14 protein-coding genes are annotated in these 17,189 nt (G+C 70.8%); 3 read left to right on the forward strand and 11 right to left on the reverse strand.

Features of this window, described 5'->3' with window-relative positions; all coding sequences use genetic code 11:
- Window positions 1-54: 54 nt before the first annotated feature.
- The 5 genes from ACFVH0_RS22455 to ACFVH0_RS22475 form a co-directional block, all read right to left on the reverse strand.
- Window positions 55-927, reverse strand: a complete 873-nt coding sequence (locus tag ACFVH0_RS22455) for an amino acid ABC transporter permease (protein WP_385822626.1) — start codon at window positions 925-927, stop codon at window positions 55-57.
- A complete protein-coding gene (locus ACFVH0_RS22460; RefSeq protein WP_385822628.1) occupies window positions 924-1,568 on the reverse strand; it encodes an amino acid ABC transporter permease in 645 nt (214 codons plus the stop codon). Before ACFVH0_RS22460 ends, ACFVH0_RS22455 begins: the two co-directional genes overlap by 4 nt.
- 17 nt (window positions 1,569-1,585) lie before the next feature.
- A complete protein-coding gene (locus ACFVH0_RS22465; RefSeq protein WP_385822717.1) occupies window positions 1,586-2,497 on the reverse strand; it encodes a glutamate ABC transporter substrate-binding protein in 912 nt (303 codons plus the stop codon).
- Window positions 2,498-2,511: 14 nt separating this feature from the next.
- On the reverse strand, window positions 2,512-3,255 hold the full coding sequence (locus ACFVH0_RS22470) for an amino acid ABC transporter ATP-binding protein (protein WP_385822630.1): 744 nt from the start codon (window positions 3,253-3,255) through the stop codon (window positions 2,512-2,514).
- A 123-nt stretch (window positions 3,256-3,378) separates the two neighbouring features.
- A complete protein-coding gene (locus ACFVH0_RS22475) occupies window positions 3,379-3,819 on the reverse strand; it encodes a DUF6278 family protein (RefSeq protein ID WP_385822632.1) in 441 nt (146 codons plus the stop codon).
- Window positions 3,820-4,335: 516 nt separating this feature from the next.
- Between ACFVH0_RS22475 and ACFVH0_RS22480 the strand changes: the two genes are divergently transcribed.
- Entirely contained in the window at window positions 4,336-5,490 is a 1,155-nt protein-coding gene (locus tag ACFVH0_RS22480; protein WP_385822634.1) for a Cmx/CmrA family chloramphenicol efflux MFS transporter, read from the forward strand.
- A 124-nt stretch (window positions 5,491-5,614) separates the two neighbouring features.
- Here ACFVH0_RS22480 and ACFVH0_RS22485 read toward each other — a convergent pair whose 3' ends face one another.
- The 5 genes from ACFVH0_RS22485 to ACFVH0_RS22505 all read right to left on the reverse strand — a co-directional run bounded on the left by ACFVH0_RS22485 (window position 5,615) and on the right by ACFVH0_RS22505 (window position 13,166).
- Entirely contained in the window at window positions 5,615-6,394 is a 780-nt protein-coding gene (locus tag ACFVH0_RS22485; protein ID WP_385822636.1) for an exodeoxyribonuclease III, read from the reverse strand.
- 48 nt (window positions 6,395-6,442) lie between these two features.
- Window positions 6,443-7,090, reverse strand: coding sequence for an MBL fold metallo-hydrolase (locus tag ACFVH0_RS22490; protein ID WP_385822719.1), 648 nt, complete (start codon window positions 7,088-7,090; stop codon window positions 6,443-6,445).
- A gap of 22 nt (window positions 7,091-7,112) precedes the next feature.
- Complete coding sequence (pcaC, locus tag ACFVH0_RS22495) at window positions 7,113-8,390, reverse strand: 4-carboxymuconolactone decarboxylase (RefSeq protein WP_385822638.1); 1,278 nt, start codon at window positions 8,388-8,390, stop codon at window positions 7,113-7,115.
- Window positions 8,391-8,568: 178 nt separating this feature from the next.
- Window positions 8,569-11,958 (reverse strand): S8 family serine peptidase, encoded by a 3,390-nt coding sequence (locus ACFVH0_RS22500; RefSeq protein ID WP_385822640.1) that lies wholly within the window; start codon window positions 11,956-11,958, stop codon window positions 8,569-8,571.
- 179 nt (window positions 11,959-12,137) lie between these two features.
- Window positions 12,138-13,166, reverse strand: coding sequence for a helix-turn-helix domain-containing protein (locus ACFVH0_RS22505; RefSeq protein WP_385822641.1), 1,029 nt, complete (start codon window positions 13,164-13,166; stop codon window positions 12,138-12,140).
- Between the two features lie 249 nt (window positions 13,167-13,415).
- Between ACFVH0_RS22505 and ACFVH0_RS22510 the strand changes: the two genes are divergently transcribed.
- A complete protein-coding gene (locus tag ACFVH0_RS22510; protein ID WP_385822643.1) occupies window positions 13,416-14,537 on the forward strand; it encodes a PP2C family protein-serine/threonine phosphatase in 1,122 nt (373 codons plus the stop codon).
- Window positions 14,538-14,564: 27 nt separating this feature from the next.
- On the opposite strand, the gene ACFVH0_RS22515 is transcribed toward ACFVH0_RS22510, so the two are convergent.
- Window positions 14,565-15,977 (reverse strand): aminopeptidase P family protein, encoded by a 1,413-nt coding sequence (locus tag ACFVH0_RS22515; protein ID WP_385822645.1) that lies wholly within the window; start codon window positions 15,975-15,977, stop codon window positions 14,565-14,567.
- A 180-nt stretch (window positions 15,978-16,157) separates the two neighbouring features.
- Between ACFVH0_RS22515 and ACFVH0_RS22520 the strand changes: the two genes are divergently transcribed.
- Window positions 16,158-17,141, forward strand: a complete 984-nt coding sequence (locus tag ACFVH0_RS22520) for a LuxR family transcriptional regulator (RefSeq protein WP_385822647.1) — start codon at window positions 16,158-16,160, stop codon at window positions 17,139-17,141.
- The last annotated feature ends 48 nt before the right edge of the window (window positions 17,142-17,189 follow it).

Genomic DNA, 17,189 nt, shown 5'->3' on the forward strand with positions numbered 1-17,189 from the left:
CGGCTGCTGCCGGGCGGGCACCGCTCCGCTGGGACCGCCTGGTGGCGGACCCGGCTACTGCACTCCCGGCAGCAGCGTTCCTGGTTCGGCCGGTGCGATCTTCACGGCCTTCATCTTCGGATTGCGCCGTTCCCGCTTGGCCACCCAGGTCGCGAACCACGAGAGCAGCATGCACATCCCGATGTAGATCGGCGAGATCACCATCACCACGGGGATGAAGGGAAGATCGTAGTCGAGGTTGGATGCGATGAGCTTGCCCGCGTGGAGGAATTCCTCGTAGGTGATCAGATAGCCGAGCGAGGTGTCCTTCAGCGCCACGACCAACTGGCTGATGATCGTGGGCAGCATGGCGCGCACCGCCTGCGGGGCCAGTACGAACGTGGTGACCTGCGTCTTGCGCAGCCCCAGGGCGTACGCGGCCTCCGACTGGCCGCGCTCCACCGAGATGATCCCGGTGCGGAACACCTCGGCCAGCACCGAGCCGTTGTACAGGGTCAGGCCGGTGACCAGGGCGGGCAGCGGCTGCACCTTCAGCGCCACGAAGATGAAGAAGATCATCACCAGTACGGGCATGGCCCGGAAGAACTCCACCAGCAGCGTCGCGATCCAGCGCACGGCCCGGTGGTCGGAGAGCCGGCCGACGGCGAGGACCGCGCCGAGCAGGAGCGAGAGCACCGCGGCGTACGCGAACGCCTTGAGGGTGTTGCCCAGCCCGCGCAGCAGCAGCTCCTGAATTCCCTTGTACGTGAAGGGTGTCCACTTGGCGCTGGTGAACTGTTCGGTGTCGAAGAGCAGATAGACGATCCAGCCGAACAGGGCGAGGATCAGGGCCGTCGAGACGATCCCGTAGAGCAGATGGCGTTTGCGGGTCGCCGGGCCCGGGATGTCGTAGAGCGCTGTGGCGGGCGGTGCGGTGCGGGTGGTCATCGGGCGACTCCCCAGCGCTTCTCCATCACGTTGAAGAGCGCACTGATGGACAGGGTGATGATCAGGTAGCCGACGGCGATCCAGATGAAGGTCCAGATGATGCTGTAGCCCAGCTCGTTGAGGGTCTTGTAGGTTCCGAGCAGTTCGGTGACGCTGAACGCCCCGGCGATCGCCGAGTTCTTGGCGAGGGCGATGAGCGTGGAGCCGACCGGCGGGATCACCGACCGGAATGCCTGGGGCAGCACCACGGTGTTCAGTGTCTGGCCGAACGTCATGCCCAGGCTGCGGGCCGCCTCGCCCTGGCCGGTCGGCACGGTGTTGATGCCCGAGCGCAGCACCTCGCAGATGAACGCGGAGGTGTAGCAGCCGAGCGCGAGGACCGCGAAGACCTTGAAGGGCAGGACCAGCCCGAAGCGTGGCAGTCCGAGCAGGACCGCGAAGAAGAGCAGGGTCAGCGGGGTGTTGCGCAGTACCGTCACCCAGACCGTGCCGAGCACCCGCAGCGAGCCGACGGGGGCCACCCGGCAGGAGGCCATGAAGAAGCCGAGGACCAGGGCCAGGATCGAGGAGTAGACGGTCAGTTCGACCGTGCCCAGGAAGCCCTTGCCGTAGAGCGAGAAATTCTCGGTGAGTACGTCCATGGTCGATGCCCGCCCTCTCAGGTAGCCGGGTAGCGGTCGATGGGCGGCGGTGTGGGCGCGGGCACTCCGGAGAGGCCGAGTGTGGCCTCGAACGCCTTCTTCCAGTTGCCGTTCTTCTCGTTGGCCTCCAGGGCGTCGTTGAGCGCGAACCGCAGCGCGTTGTCACTGCGCGGGACGCCGATGCCGTACGGCTCCTCGGAGAACGGCTTGCCCACGACCTTCATCTCCTTGGGCGCCTTGGCCGCGAAGCCCAGCAGAATGGCGTCGTCGGTGGTGACGGCGTCGACCTGGTAGGTCAGCAGGTTGTCGACGCAGATCGAGTACGTGTCGTAGGCGACCAGGATCGCCTTCGGGTAGTCGGCGGCGATGCGCTGGTACGGGGTGGACCCCGCGGCGGAGCAGACCGTCTTGCCGGCCAAATCCTGCGGTCCGTTGATGTCGTGCTCGTCGGTGCGGACGAGGAGGCCCTGCCCGGCCATGAAATAGGGACCGGCGAAGCCGACGAGCTTCTTGCGCATGGCGTTGATGGTGTAGGTGCCGACGTAGTAGTCGATCTGCCCGTTCTGCAGAGCCGTCTCGCGGTTGGCGGAGGCGATGGTCCGGAAGCGGATCGTCTTCGGGTCGAAGCCGAGCGAGGCCGACATCATTTTGGCGATCTCGATGTCGAAGCCGGAGTAGATGCCGGTGGCCGGGTCCTTCTCGCCCAGGTAGGGCTGGTCCTCCTTGGCCCCGACCCGGAGGTAGCCGCGCTTCTTGGCCTTCGTCCAGGTCGGCGAGGCGGGCAGCCGGAAACCGGTGTCGACCTTGTACACCGGCAGCTGCTCGGGCTTCGGGCCCTTCACCGGCGGGCTGCCCTCCTTGCCGCACGCGGCGGCGAGCACGGCCAGCAGGAGGCCGGCGCAGGCGGCCACAACTCTTCTCGTACGCAACACGGAGCCCCCCGTCAGTGCTTGAGGATCTTGGACAGGAAGTCCTTGGCGCGGTCGCTCTCCGGAGCGGTGAAGAACGCGTCGGGAGTGCGGTCCTCGACGATGCGTCCGTCGGCCATGAAGACCACGCGGTTGGCGGCGGAGCGGGCGAATCCCATCTCGTGCGTGACGACGACCATCGTCATGCCGTCCCGGGCGAGCTGCTGCATGACCTCCAGCACCTCGTTGATCATCTCCGGGTCGAGCGCCGAGGTGGGCTCGTCGAAGAGCAGTGCCTTGGGGTCCATGGCGAGGGCGCGGGCGATGGCCACCCGCTGCTGCTGACCGCCGGAGAGCTGGGCGGGGAACTTGTCGGCCTGCGAGGCCAGTCCGACCCGCTCCAGCAGCTCCCGGGAGCGCCGGTCCGCCTCGTCCTTCTTGCGCTTGCGGACCTTGAGCTGGGCGAGCGAGACATTGGCCAGCACGGTCCGGTGCGCGAACAGGTTGAACGACTGGAAGACCATGCCCACTTCGGCCCGGAGCTGGGCCAGCCCCTTCCCCTCCTCGGGGAGGGGTCTGCCGTCGATCGCGATATGGCCGGATTCGATCGTCTCCAGCCGGTTGATGGTCCTGCAGAGCGTCGATTTGCCGGAGCCGGAGGGGCCGATGACCACAACCACCTCCCCGCGGCCGACGGTGAGATTGATGTCCTGCAGTACGTGCAACTGTCCGTAGTGCTTGTTGACGTGCCGCAGCTCGATCAACGGATCGACGGCCATACGCTGCCCTACCCACTTTTCGCTGTGTCGAGGTCAGCGCAAACTATCCAGCCTGAAAAGGGACTTCGCCGCCGACACGCACAAATGGGGCATAAGGCTTCTTATCCGATTGCCATGGGGCTTCTACCCCTCGGCCGACTCCGAATAGACCTGGGAGAGCTCGGGGCTGCCGGCCATCGCCCAGTCCAGCCCGGCCTCGACCACATCGATCTCCCGCCCGGACGCGAGCCGCACCACGGGCCGCCCGCTCGGCCAGATGCTCCAGACCGCGCCGGGGACATTCCGCACCAGGACCGTTCCGAGATACAGCCCCGCGTCGTTGCCCAGCCAGGGCAGCTCCTCCGGATCGTCCCGCCAGCGCGGCGGCAGCTGGTCGAGAGCCGCCAACGAGGCCGGGCTGTCGTCGAGTTCGAGCCCGAGCTGCCCCACTCGGACACGCAGCAGCTCGCACTCCGCGAGGAGCGCGGCCACGCCATCGGGATCGGCGGCGACCGCGGCGGCGAGCCCCGCCCCCCGCGCTCCGTCGTGACGCTTACGCCAGTTGTCCAAGAAAGGGATGTTCATACCACTCAGGGTCGCATCCCTCCTGTGGTGTGCACCACAAGGCGCGCGGCCTGTCGTTCGAGTGCTGAACCCGAGGCGGGCGCCCGCTCGCGCGCCGCCGCACGCGCCGCGCACCACCCCGGAACGGTTCCGGGGAAAAGGGGTGGAGGTGAGGCGCTCCGGGCTGGTAACTTCCTGATCATGTCCAGCCCCGAGTCCGACAGAGGCTAGCCACCGGTCCGCCGGTGGCTGATCCGCCGCCGAATCGCTCCCCCGACGCCGAGTACCGGCCCGGACCGATTCTCACCCGGCTGCCACCGCAGGACCCCCGCTGTGTGGGCTGCGTTCCCCCTCCGCGCTCGTGAACCGCTCCCGGTCCACCGTGCGCGGATCCTCCGGCTCCGGCGCCTGCCGCGCCACCGGATCACGTCCGTCAACATCCCGGCCGTTCTTCCGCGTTGCCGCCCGTCATGCCGGGCGGGCGCGGGCCCACACCCCTTGCCCGGTTCATCCGTCAGTCCTCCATGGGGTTCCTTCATGCCATTTGCCGTCTACGCGCTCGGGCTCGCCGTCTTCGCCCAGGGCACCTCCGAATTCATGCTGTCCGGGCTGGTCTCGGACATCGCCACCGACCTGCATGTGTCCATCCCCGCCGCGGGGCTGCTGACCTCGGCCTTCGCGATCGGAATGATCGTCGGGGCGCCACTGATGGCGCTCTTCAGCCGGAACTGGCCGCGCCGCAGGGCCCTGGTGTTCTTCCTCTGCGTCTTCAGCGCCGTCCATGTCATCGGTGCGCTCACCCCCGGCTACGGGCTGCTCCTCGCGACCCGGGTCGTCGGCGCACTGGCCAACGCGGGCTTCTGGGCGGTGGCCCTGGTGACCGCGGTCTCCATGGTCGGGCCCGAGGCACGGGCCCGCGCCACCTCGGTGGTCGTCGGGGGCGTCACCATCGCCTGTGTCGCCGGGGTGCCCGCCGGTGCGGCGCTGGGCGGGCACCTGGGGTGGCGGTCGGCGTTCTGGGCCGTGGCCCTCGTCTCCGTACCGGCCGTCTTCGTGATCGCCAGGACCGTTCCGGCGGGGCGGCCGGAGGCCACGCCCGCACCCGCGAGCGTGGAGCTGCGGACCCTGACCGGTCCGCGGCTGCTGCTGACCCTGCTGACCAGCGCCCTGGTGCAGGGCGCGACGTTCTGCGCGTTCTCCTACTTCGAGCCGCTCGCCACCCGTGTCACCGGGCTCACCGCCGCCTGGGTGCCCGGTCTGCTGGCGCTGTTCGGGCTGGGCTCGTTCATCGGCGTCACGGCCGCCGGCCGGCTCGTCGATCTGCGGCCGGTCGCCTTCACCGCGGCCGGTCTGGTGGCGCTGGCGGTCGGCTGGACCGGGTTCGCGCTGACCGCGGGCAGCCCGTTCGCGACGGTGGCTCTCGTCCTCGTCCAGGGAATGCTGGCGTTCGGCACCGGTACGGCGCTGATCTCGTGGGTGTTCCGGCTGGCGGCCGACGCACCGACGCTCTCCGGCTCGTTCGCCACGGCCGCGTTCAATGTGGGCGGCGCGCTCGGCCCCTGGCTGGGCGGGCTGGCGATCGGTGCGGGACTGGGCTTCCGGTCGCCGCTGTGGGTGAGCGCCCTGCTGATGGTCCTGGCACTGGGCACCGCCGGGGCATCACTGCGGATGCGCCGCGTCGCCACCGTCTGACCGGCGGCAGGCGATGGAGCCCCGCCCGGCGCTGAACGGGCGGGGCTGTCCTGGTCACTGCAAGCAGCCAGCAAGCGGGATAAGGACAGGAACCACGCTAGCGGCCACCACTGACAACCGGTCCTCAGACGTTGAGGTCCACGACCACCGGGGCGTGGTCGGACGCTCCCTTGCCCTTGCGCTCCTCGCGGTCCACATAGCTGTCCTCGACCGCCGCGACGAAGGGGGCGTTGCCGTAGACCAGGTCGATCCGCATGCCCTTGTTCTTCGGGAAGCGCAGCTCCCGGTAGTCCCAGAAGGTGTACGGGCGGTCGTACTTGAGCGGGCGCGGCATGACGTCCGACAGCCCCTCCTCGCGCAGCGCGGCGAGGGCGGCGCGCTCCGCGGGGGTGACATGTGTGGCGCCCTCGAACAGGGCCGGATCCCAGACGTCCTCGTCGGTCGGGGCCACGTTGAAGTCGCCCAGCACCGCGAACGGCTGCGAGCCCGCGGCGTCCGCCGCGACGGCCTTCTGCAGGGCCTCGAACCAGCGCAGCTTGTACGCGTAGTGCGCGTGCTCGATCTCGCGGCCGTTGGGCACGTAGACCGACCAGACCCGGACCGGGCCGCAGGTGGCGGAGATCGCCCGCGGCTCCTGCGTCCCCTCGTAGTCGGGGCCGTCCGGCAGCCCCGTGACGACGTCGGACAGGCCGACGCGGGAGACCAGCGCCACGCCGTTCCACCGCCCGGTGGCGTTGACCGCGGACTCGTAGCCGAGCTCCCGGAGCGCGTCCGCCGGGAACTGTTCGGCGGTGCACTTGGTCTCCTGGATGCACAGCACATCCGTGCCGGTGCCCTCCAGCCAGGCCAGCAGCCTCGGGAGCCGGGCGGTGATCGAATTGACGTTCCAGGTGGCGATGCGCATGTACGTAAACCTAGCGGCTGGCGCTGACAGTCGCCGGACCGGCGCCGGTCACAGCCCGGTCGAGTCCCCCGGGGTCAGCCGGCCGTGGTCGGTGCCGCCGAGGCCGCCGATCTGGTTGTCGTAGATCGGGCGGGCGAGATCGGTGAGCAGCGCGTCGTGGATGTCGATGGCGCGCCGCGGCTTCACCTCGCGTACGTAGTCGATGACCTCGGAGATCTTGTTCCAGGGGGCCATCACCGGGAGCATCAGGGTGTCCACCGGGTGGTCGGGGACGGTGAGCGCGTCGCCCGGGTGGAAGAGCGAACCGTCCACCAGGAAGCCGATGTTGGTGATCCTCGGGATGTCCGGGTGGATCACCGCGTGCAGCTCGCCGTGCACCTGTACGTCGAAGCCCGCCGCGGTGAAGGTGTCGCCGTTGCCGACGGTGTGGACGCGGCCGGGGAAGACCGCGGCGAGCCGGTCCGCGACGCTGCGCAGGGTCCAGATCTCGGCGTCCGGATCGGCGTCCAGGGCGGCGCGCAGCCGCCCCTCGTCGAAGTGGTCGGGGTGCTCGTGCGTCACCAGGATCGCGTCGGCACCGACTGCGGCGTCCTGCTCGGAGAAGCCGCCCGGGTCGATGACGAGCGTCCGCCCGTCCTTCTCCAGGCGGATGCAGGAGTGCGTCTTCTTGGTCAGTGTCAGGTGCATCGGATTCATGGCGTCCATGGGCCCCATCCTGCTACGGGCGGGGTCTCGTTTCTTCCTGAATCACGGTCCGGGCGATGGAGAAGGCCGCGTCGGCGGCGGGCACCCCGCAGTACACGGCGGTCTGCATCAGCACCTCCTTGATCTCGGCCGGGGTGAGGCCGTTGCGCAGGGCGGCCCGGACGTGCGCCGCCAGGCCCTCCGTACGGCCGGAGGCGATCAGCGCGGTGAGTGCGACACAGCTGCGGGTCCGGCGGTCCAGGCCCTCCCGGGTCCACACCTCGCCCCAGGCGTAGCGGGTGACCAGCTCCTGGAAGTCCTCGGTGAAGTCGTCGGAGGCGGCCATCACCCGGTCCACGTGGGCGTCGCCCAGTACCTCGCGGCGCACCTTCATGCCGCGCTCGTACGGGTCGGGGCGTCCGATGGGCCCGGGGTCGGGCTGCGGGGCGGCGGCGGTGATCTCCGCGACGGGCAGCACGGGCGCGGAGAGCTGCGGGGTGACGGCCGGGGCGGGGATGGCGGCGAGGGTGTCCTGCCAGGCCGAGGAGAAGTGGGTGAGCAGCAGATCGGTGACGGCGCCGGGCTGCTCGACCGGGGCGAGATGGGAGGCGCCGGGTACCAGGGCGAGCCGGGCGTCCGGTATGCCGGCGACCAGGATGCGGGCGTCGCCCGGTCCGGTGACCCGGTCCTCGGCGCCGACCAGGACGAGGGTCGGGGCGCCGATGCGGCCGAGTTCGCCGCGGACGTCGAAGGCGGCGAGGGCCTCGCAGGCGGCGATGTAGCAGCCGGGGTCGGTGGTCCGCACCATCTGCACGGCCCAGTCGACGATGGCCGGCTGCGCGGCGGCGAACCCGGGGGTGAACCAGCGCTCGGGTGCGCTGCGGGCCATCGGCTCCAGACCGTTGGTACGTACGACCACCCCGCGCTGGCGGAACTCGTCGGCGCTGCCGAACCGGGGCGAGGCCGCTACCAGGGCCAGCGAGGCGACCCGCTGCGGGTGGCGCAGCGCGAGATCGGCGCCGATCGCGCCGCCGATGGAGCAGCCCGCGTAGCCGAAACGCTGGACGCCGAGGCCGTCGAGGGTGGCGAGCAGCCGGTCGGAGAGGTCGGCGATGGCGGTGGCGGGGTGGGCGGGGGCGCCGCCGTGGCCCGGGAGGTCGTAGCGGAAGACTCGCCAGTGCTGGGTGAGCTCCGGTATCTGCCGGTCCCACATGTGCCACGAGGTGCCGAGGGAGGGGCCCAGGACCAGGATCGGCGCGTCTTCCGGCCCGTCGAAGCGGTACTGCAGGGTTTCAGTCGTTGTCTCACTCACCCGCTCACGCTCCCATAGCGCACATTTTCCGGCGGGAGAGGGGGTCGGGACACTCGCCGGACCTCCCCATCCGTCCACCACATGTGTCCACCGCCGGACGAAGATCCTCCACATTCGGCTCCACACCGGAACGGGCGGGCCTCCCGCTGTGGGAGGCCCGCCCGGTCGGATCGGGTGGTCAGCGGACGTCGTAGGCGCGGGTGATGGTCTGGGTGACCGCGTTGCCCTTGGCGTCCTTGAGGGTGGCCTTCGTCATGACCTGCTTGCCGGAGGCGCCGGTGAGGTCGAGGACGGCCGTCCACCTGCCGTCCCGCTGCCCGGTCGGCGCCTGGGTCCAGGTGGTGCCGCCGTCGTAGGAGTAGGACAGCGTGGCCGCCTCGATGGCGCCCGGGGTGTACCCGGCGTGGCCCTCGGCCGACAGGCCGACCTTGATGCCGCTCTGCGCGGGCAGGGTGTTCAGGCCGTCCACCGGAGCGTCGTACTCCGGGAAGAGGAGCGGCAGGCCCCGCGAGTAGACCTCCGGCTCCCGGTGCGAGCGGAAGCTCCAGGTCGTGGTGACCGCGGTGGAGCGGAGCCAGTTCCAGTCCGAGGACGGGATCTTCTCCAGGATCTGGCTGAGTTCGTACGCGGAGTCCTCGTCCGGCACGGTGAACACACCGTACGGATCGACCTTGGTGGCGATCTGCTCACCGTTGCGCTTCAGCACCAGTTTGCCGAGGTCGCCGAAGGACCCGCCGTAGGACCAGTGGTCGCCGGACCCGTCGAGCCAGAGCGCGGTCTGGATGCCGATCAGGTCGCCCTGCCGCTCGGCGGCCAGCGCCTGCTTGCCGTCGGCGTCGCGCGCGGCGGCCGGACGCAGGGGACCGCCGTACCACTCCTCGGCGCCCCGCTGTCCCTTCCGGTAGGTACGATCCTGGTCGCCCATGAACGCGGCGAACGGGAAGCTGGTCATCGCGCCGTGGTACCAGGCGTCGCCGCCGGTCGTGTAGTAGGCGGTGCGGGTGCCGGGAACATGGATCGCGCCGTACGGGCTCACGGGGAGGTAGTCGCCGCTGCTCCCGGCGGGGCGGACGAAGAGTGCGTCGAGGTAGTCGTCCTCCTTGCCCATGGCGTGCCAGGTTTCGGCGACCTGCGCCAGCTCGGCGTCCCTGGGCTTGTAAACCCGGTCGGAGTGGAACGGCCCCTGGGTCGGGTACGACAGGTTGTAGACGTAGGACGAGCCGCCCTCGGAGCCGCTCGCGCGCCAGGTGGGCCGGAACTCGAAGGTGCCGTTGCGGGCGCTTCCGTCGATGTCCGCGTAGAAATTCTGGACGGTTCCGCCGGCCACGGCCGATCCGGATATCTGCCAGGTGTCGTCCCAGGTGCGGGCGTAGCTGAGCGTGGTGTTGTTCACCGTCGAGGGACGGTCCGTCCGCACGCTCACCCGGTGGGCCTTGCGGGCGTCGAGGACGACGGTGGTGTCACGGGTGATCCGCAGCTGCGGGTTCGCGAGGTAGCCGACCGACTCGATCGCCCTGTCCGTGCCGTACGTCGTCACGAAGCTGCTGAGGGAGTAGTCGCCCGGGCGCACGCGGTACGTCTGGTCGGTCGCGCCCGCGTTCGTGCGGCGCTCGCCCTTGTCGGTGTCGAGGCTGACCAGGTCCAGGGACGAGGTGCCGGTCGCGGGCTTGCCGTCGCGGTCGACGAGCTTGACCCGGAGCGTGACCGTCTCCGGCTCGACGTGGAGCGTGACGGGCACGGAGACGTGCACATCGTCGCCGGTGGCCAGGATCCGGCCGGTGACCGCACCGTACTGGGAGTCCTTCAGACGGGCGGTGGGGTCGATCCGCAGCGGCACCTGAGCGGTGGCCCCCGCGGGAACCCTCACCTTTCCCTCCTCCAGCTTGACGATGCCGGAGCGCACCTCGCTGCCGTCGTTGCCGTGCACACCGCTGACCTTCAGGCTCAGGGTGAGGTCGCTCTTGCTCGTGTTGGTGAAGGGCACCTGCACAGTGGTGCGGTCGGAGGTGTCCTGCGGCCAGTTGTAGCTGCCGGCCTGGACGGCGGGCGCGGAGAGCACCTTCTGGTTCACCGCGCCGAACACGTCGAGGACGCCGGCGCCGGTCTGGTCGGCGCCGGCGACCTTGCCGCCGGTGCGGGCGGAGGAGACCAGGGCGGCCTTGATCTGCTGCGCGGTCCAGTCCGGGTGGGCCTGGCGGACGACGGCCGCGGCGCCCGCGACGTGCGGGGTGGCCATGGAGGTGCCGGACATCGTCCGGTAGGCGTAGACGCCGCGGCCGCCCGCGCTGGCCGCCGAGATGTCGACGCCGGGAGCGGCGATCTCGGGCTTGAGCGTGTGGGTGACGGCCACCGGGCCACGGCTGGAGAACTGGGCGGTGGTGTCGTCGCGGTCGACGGCGCCCACGGTCAGTACGCCGGGCACGCAGCCGGGCGAGGAGACGGTCTCGGTGCCCGGACCGGAGTTGCCGGCGGCGACGACGAACAGGGTGCGACTGCTCTGCGAGAGCTGCTGCGTGGCCTGAGCCATGGGGTCGGCGCAGTCGCCGATCCGGGGATTGCCCAGGCTCATGGAGACGACGTCGGCCTTCTGGTCGACGGCCCACTGCATGCCCGCGATGATCCAGGAGTCCAGGCCGGATCCCCCGTCGTTGAGGACCTTGCCGATGAGCAGGGAAGTGCCGGGGGCGACGCCCTTCTTGCGGCCGTCACTGGCCGCTCCGGACCCGCCGACCGTGGAGGCGGTGTGGGTGCCGTGGCCCACCCGGTCGTCGGTGTCCCGGGAGTCCGTGAAGTTCTTGGCCCCGGCGACCCGGTCCACCAGGTCCGGGTGCTCGGCGTCGATGCCCGTGTCCAGCACGGCGACCTTGGTGCCCTTGCCGTCGTAGCCGGCCTTCCACGCCTCCGGGGCGTGCACCTGCGCGGTGGACCGGTCCAGCGTGCCCTCGACCTTGCCGTCCAGCCACAGCTTCTTCAGTGCCGAGGCGGCGCGTGAGCGTGTGTCGGTGACGTCCTGCCAGAACGTGGCGGCGGTGTCCTTGCCCGCCTTGAGTGCGACGCCGTCGACAGCCGGGAGGCTCAGGCCCCGCTCGGACCCGCGAGGGGCCGGCGGGGCACTCTTCGCGACGTCCACGCTGTTCCGGTAGGTGGCGATGAGCGGCAGCGAGTCGGTGTGAGTGTCGTCGTAGCCCTGCCGGATGAGCCCGGTGACGTTGAACAGCTGCTCGTCGACCTTGCCCTCGGCGATCGCCCGGGAGGCGCCCTCGGGGTAGACGTAGAGGTCCTTGCCCAGCTGGTAGGTCTGGATCATGGGCTGCGTGCCGTCCTCGCGGGGCAGCACGGCCGCGGAGCTGTGGCCCGACGGGTCGGTGGTCACCAGCACCTTGTCGCCGGTTACGAGCGTGACCGTCGTCTGCTTGCCGCCCTTCGCCGCGGCACCGCCGCCGACAATCGGCCTCTTCCCCTCTGCGCCGCCGGGCGGCGCATCCGCCGCCCCGGAAGGCGTGACTCCTGTGACGGCCAGGGCGGCGGCGGTCGCCGCACCCAAGGCCATACGCGTTATGGAGCGCATGAATCTCCCCACTCGATACCGTGAACCTGCCGTGCTGCCGGTGCAGCCTGGCAGACATGTGGATCGTGTAGGGGGGTCGCGCGTGACGGGTTGCCCGCATGTCGGTTTTCCGTCACGCGGCCGCGCCCACGGGCCGATGCCGACCCGGATGATCTTCCGGAGGGGAGGCCGGCCGGAGGTCAGAGCCAGCCCGCGCGTGCGGCGTGCCATCCGAGCTGGAGGCGTGAATCCGCTCCGGCGAGGTCCATCAGACGGCGCGTCCTTCGCTCCACGGTGCGTATGGAGACGCCGAGCTGGGAGGCCGCCCGCCGGTCGGAGATCCCTGCCAGCAGCAGGGCGAGGACCTCCAGCTCCCCCTCGGTCGGGTGCTGATCGGCCGACGTCTCCGCGTGCACACCCGTGGAGGTGGTGTAGAGCGGCCGGGCCTGGGCCCATTCCTTCTCGAAGAGATGGACCAGGGCGGCCAGCAGGCCACTGCCGTGCACCACTATGGCGCCCGGCTCCCCGCCGCAGTCCGCCATGTCCAGTGGCACCATGGCACGTTCCCGGTCCGACACGACCATCTTCAGCGGCAGCGAGTCGACCAGGCGCAGTTCCAGGCCCGCCGTGATGCCCGCCCTCACCTCCTTCGCCATGTCGGGACCGTCGAGATAGCTCCTGGCAGCCACCACCCGGAAGTCGACGCCGCGGTCCAGTGCGGAACTCTCCGACACGCCGGTGTCCTCGCGCGGCACCGCGATGGGATCGCCCACGAGGAAGACGAGCAGCTCCTGCTGGGCACCGCGCTGCAGTTGGTGGAACCGGTGGGCGACCTGCTCCACGCCGACGACCACCTCCACGACGCTGCCCGCGGGGTGTGCGGCGGTACTGCGGTACTGCTCGGTCAGCATCGAGAACGCCGCTTCGGCCCGGTGCAGCGCGTTGCGCTGCTCGACGAGGAACGGGGCCAGGGCCACCGAGGGCGGTGTGAGCCGGTAGCGGGCGGGCCCATGGCCGGACGCGCGGTCGGCCGGGTCGGGTGCCCCGCTCCCGGACTCGGCGTCGACCGCCACCAGGCCGCGTGTCACCAGGTCGCGCAGGACGCGGTCGGTCTCGGCCCCGTCGAGGCCGGACTGCCGGGCGAGTTCCTGGGCGGAGGCTGTCGGGCGGGCCAGCAGCGCCGTGTAGATGCTCTCCTCGGCCGGGCCCAGTCCCAGTGCCTGCAGCATCCAGCTCTCCCTCGGGCGGCCGCCGTATCCGGCCTCGGCGCAATTCGGGTGGACCTTACCCCACGGCCGGAATGCCGCCCCTGCCCACGGTCCGTCGCGCATCGCGCCAGGGACGTTCGTGACGGGCACCGTCACAATCCCGGCCGCCCTGGCGGCCCTGCGCGGGGGCCATCGCACGGCGGGGCGCGGCCGACCGGCGGCCGGACCTGCCTAACGTACGGGGAGTACACCACCTGCCCGGGAGGTCCCGTGCCCCGTAAACAACCGAAGAGCCCCGCGCGTCCCTACGATGCCATCGAGCCACCGCCCAACGCCGAGGTGGTGATCGTCGTGGTGTCGGTGACCGTCCTGGTGCTACTTCTCGGTGCCCTGTCCGGGTCCTCGGTGTGGCTGCTCGGGCTCTTCGTGTTCCTGCCCGGGACGGCGTCGGCGCTGTGCACCGTACGCCAGACGGAGTTCGTGGCCGCCTGGACCACGCTCGTGGTCGTCGTCGCGGTGCTGGCACGGAACGGTGACGGCGGGTCGTGGCTCGACAGGATCCTCCTGATGCTGCTCACCCTCGCCCTGGGCGCGGCCTCCGTGTACGCCTGCCACCATCGTGTCCAGCGCGAGCACGAGACGTTCCGGCTGCGCTCCACCGCGGCGGCGATGCAGCGGCACATCCTGCGCCCGCTGCCCATGCTCACCGAGGACGTCCTGGTCGACGGGGTGTACGAGCCCGTGCAGGAGGACCGGCTCGTCGGCGGCGACATCTACGACGTCGTCCACTCCCCGTGGGGCACCCGGGTCCTGATCGGCGATGTCCAGGGCAAGGGCCTGCCCGCGGTCGGCGCCGCGTTCGCCGTCATCGGCGCCTTCCGTGAGGCGGCCCACCGGGAGCCCACCCTGACCGCGCTCGCGGACTCCCTCGACGCCTCTGTCGTACGGCACAACTCCTACGCCACGCAGACCGGCGACGACGAACGGTTCGTCACGGCGCTCGTCGTCAACATCGACGCGCACGAGGAGGCGCAGGCCATCAACTGCGGGCACGTCCTGCCCCAGTTGCTGCACAACGCCACCGTCAGCACTCCGGCCCTCGACTCCGGCGTCCCGCTCGGTCTCGCCGAACTCGCCGCCGAACCCGCGACCGTCGGCTGGTTCGGCTTCCCGCGCGGCGCGACGCTGCTGCTGACCACCGACGGACTGACCGAGACCCGCGCCCCCGACGGCACGTTCTACCCCGTCGCCGAACGCCTCACCGAGCGCGTGTCGCTCGCCCCGACCGACCTGCCGGCCGCCCTCTACGACGACGCGCGCGCGTTCGCCGGAGGCGGCGACCGGCACGACGACGTGGCCATCCTGTCCGTCCGCCGGTCACCGTTCCGCTGAGTACGGCGCGGGCCTTCAGCGGGGTGGTCAGCCCGCGAAGCGGGCCATCCACTCCTCGACCTCGTCCGCCGACCGCGGCAGACCCGCCGACAGGTTCTCGTGGCCGTCGTCGGTGACGACCAGGTCGTCCTCGATCCGGACGCCGATGCCACGCCACTCCTCGGGCACGGTGAGGTCGTCCGGCTGGAAGTACAGGCCGGGCTCGACGGTGAGCACCATGCCCGGCTCCAGCACGCCGCCGACGTACTCCTCGTTGCGGGCATGCGCGCAGTCATGGACGTCCAGACCGAGCATGTGGCCGGTGCCCGCCATGGTGAAGCGGCGCTGGAGGCCGAGCTCGTACGCGCGGTCCGCGGGGCCTTCGATGAAGCCCCACTCGACCAGCCGTTCCGCGAGGTGGCGCTGGGACGCCTCGTGGAAGTCCCGGTACGCGGCGCCCGGCTTCACGGCCGCCATGCCGGCTTCCTGGGCCTCGTACACCGCGTCGTAGACCTTGCGCTGCAGGGGTGTGAAGGTGCCGCTGATCGGCAGGGTGCGGGTGACGTCGGCGGTGTAGAGGGTGTGCGTCTCCACACCGGCGTCGAACAGGAGCAGTTCCCCGGGGCGCACCGGTCCGTCGTTGTCCGTCCAGTGCATGATCGTGGCGTGCTCGCCGGCCGCGCAGATCGAGCCGTAGCCGACGGCGTTGCCCTCCAGGCGTGCGCGGCGGAAGAAGGTGCCCTCGATCCACCGCTCGGACGATGCGATCGCGCCGGAGAGTTCGCCGATCGCGTCGGTGAATCCGCGCACCGTGGAGTCCACGGCCTTGCGGAGCTCGGCGATCTCCCAGTCGTCCTTGACGAGGCGGAGGTCGCTGAGCGCCTCTTCGAGTTCGTCGTCGCGCTCCTCGTCGGTGGTGACGGCGGCCTCCAGGGACGGGTCGATGCCCCGGACGATCCGGGTCGGCGCGCCGGAGGCGGCGGCCAGGTCGGCGGCCGCCGTGCGGACGTCACGGCAGGGCAGGCCGAGCACCAGCTCCGACTCGGCGAGGGAGCGGCGCCGGCCCATCCACAGCTCCGCCGTGGCGCCGGTCCAGAACTCGTCGTTGTCCCTGCTGTCCCGCGGCAGCTGGTAGCAGTAGGCGTCGTGGCCGCCGTCCGCCCGGGGTTCCAGGACGAGAGCCCCGTCCCGGGCCTGGTCCCCGGTCATGTGCACATAGCCCGTGTACGGGCGGAACGGGTAGCTGTCGTCGTTCGAACGGGTCTTGAGGTTCCCGGACGGGATCACCAGGCGTTCGCCCGGGAAGCGCTCGGAGAGCGCGGCGCGGCGGCGGGCCGCGTACGGGGCCTGCTCGTCGAGCCGCAGGTCGTGCCGCTCGGTGTCCGCCCAGCCCGTCCGCATCAGAGCGGACAGTTCCTCGGAGATCCCTGAGTAGAGACCGTTCTTCCGTCCCTTGGCCACTGCGTACGCCTTCCTCTGGGTGGGTTCCTCGGCGCCGAGCGGTACGGCTCGGCGCCCTCGCCGAAGCTGGTCGTCGGCGGCTCCAGGACGCTATCCGCCACCGCACCCGTTCGGAGCCGAGGAGTGCCACTGGCACAGATCGGCCACGCCGTCCGGCCGGAGGCGCCGATAATGGGGCATATGACGAACGCGAGACTCGGTGAGGCGCTTCGGCTGCTGGGCATCGGCCACGAGGCGAGCCGGGTGTATCTGGCACTGCTCGAACTGGCCCCCGCCCCGCTGAGCGCGGTCGCCGCGGCGGCCGGTCTGGACGGTGCGGACCTGGACGCCGCGTACGCGGCGCTGGTCGACGCCGGGCTGGCCGGCGCCGCCGAGGGGGGCGGGGACGTGGTGGCCCCGGTTCCGCCGACCGCCGGCCTGGAGATCCTCGCCCGGCACCGTGCGGCCGAGCTGGAGGAGTCGCGCATCACTGTCGGGGGTGCGTTCGAGTCGTTCCGGCGGCAGCGGCTGGCCGCGTACAACGACCATCTCGTCGAGGTCGTCACCGGCGACGCCATCGGCCCCAGGATCCGCCAGGCCTGGGCGAGCGCCCGCGAACGGATCCGGCAGTTCGAGTCACCGCCGTACTTCCCGCTGGCCGAGGCCACGGACGACGCGCTGGCCACCCTCGCCAGAGGGGTGACACAGCAGGTCGTGTACTCGCGGGAGTCGCTGGAGCACCCGGGCCGTCTGAAGGACGCCATCGAACCGTGCATCAAGGCCGGTGAGCAGGCCCGGGTGCTGCCGTCGGTGCCGGTCAAGCTCGTGATCATCGATGAGGCGTACGCACTGGTGTCAGTGGCGATCCAGGAGGCGGACGTACACAACACCATGCTGATCGTGCAGCCGTGCGGGCTGCTCTCCGCGCTCATCGCGCTGTTCGAGCAGTCCTGGCACAACGCCCTGCCGTTCCACGGTCGCACCGCACGACCGGGCGGACTGCAGCCCGCCGACCGACGCCTGTTGTGGCTCCTCGCGGGCGGCGCGGGCGACGATGTCATCGCCCGCGAACTGGGCATCAGCCGCCGTACGCTCTTCCGCCGTCTGCAGATCCTGATGGCCCGGCTGGGTGCCGCGAACCGCTTCCAGATGGCCCTGCAGGCTCAGCGCAACGGGTGGCTGTGATGCCCCACCCTGCCGATGTGTTTCCAACGCCGGTACGGGCTGCGCCGC

The sequence above is a fragment of the Streptomyces sp. NPDC127117 genome (genome assembly GCF_042677325.1).
Taxonomy (GTDB): domain Bacteria; phylum Actinomycetota; class Actinomycetes; order Streptomycetales; family Streptomycetaceae; genus Streptomyces.

Excerpts from the sequence above, each read along its gene's own strand:
- ACFVH0_RS22455 (WP_385822626.1), bottom strand. The coding sequence starts at position 927 with ATGACCACCCGCACCGCACCGCCCGCCACAGCGCTCTACGACATCCCG.
- ACFVH0_RS22460 (WP_385822628.1), bottom strand. The coding sequence starts at position 1,568 with ATGGACGTACTCACCGAGAATTTCTCGCTCTACGGCAAGGGCTTCCTG.
- ACFVH0_RS22470 (WP_385822630.1), bottom strand. The coding sequence starts at position 3,255 with ATGGCCGTCGATCCGTTGATCGAGCTGCGGCACGTCAACAAGCACTAC.
- ACFVH0_RS22475 (WP_385822632.1), bottom strand. The coding sequence starts at position 3,819 with ATGAACATCCCTTTCTTGGACAACTGGCGTAAGCGTCACGACGGAGCG.
- ACFVH0_RS22480 (WP_385822634.1), top strand. The coding sequence starts at position 4,336 with ATGCCATTTGCCGTCTACGCGCTCGGGCTCGCCGTCTTCGCCCAGGGC.
- ACFVH0_RS22485 (WP_385822636.1), bottom strand. The coding sequence starts at position 6,394 with ATGCGCATCGCCACCTGGAACGTCAATTCGATCACCGCCCGGCTCCCG.
- ACFVH0_RS22490 (WP_385822719.1), bottom strand. The coding sequence starts at position 7,090 with ATGAATCCGATGCACCTGACACTGACCAAGAAGACGCACTCCTGCATC.
- ACFVH0_RS22500 (WP_385822640.1), bottom strand. The coding sequence starts at position 11,958 with ATGCGCTCCATAACGCGTATGGCCTTGGGTGCGGCGACCGCCGCCGCC.
- ACFVH0_RS22505 (WP_385822641.1), bottom strand. The coding sequence starts at position 13,166 with ATGCTGCAGGCACTGGGACTGGGCCCGGCCGAGGAGAGCATCTACACG.
- ACFVH0_RS22520 (WP_385822647.1), top strand. The coding sequence starts at position 16,158 with ATGACGAACGCGAGACTCGGTGAGGCGCTTCGGCTGCTGGGCATCGGC.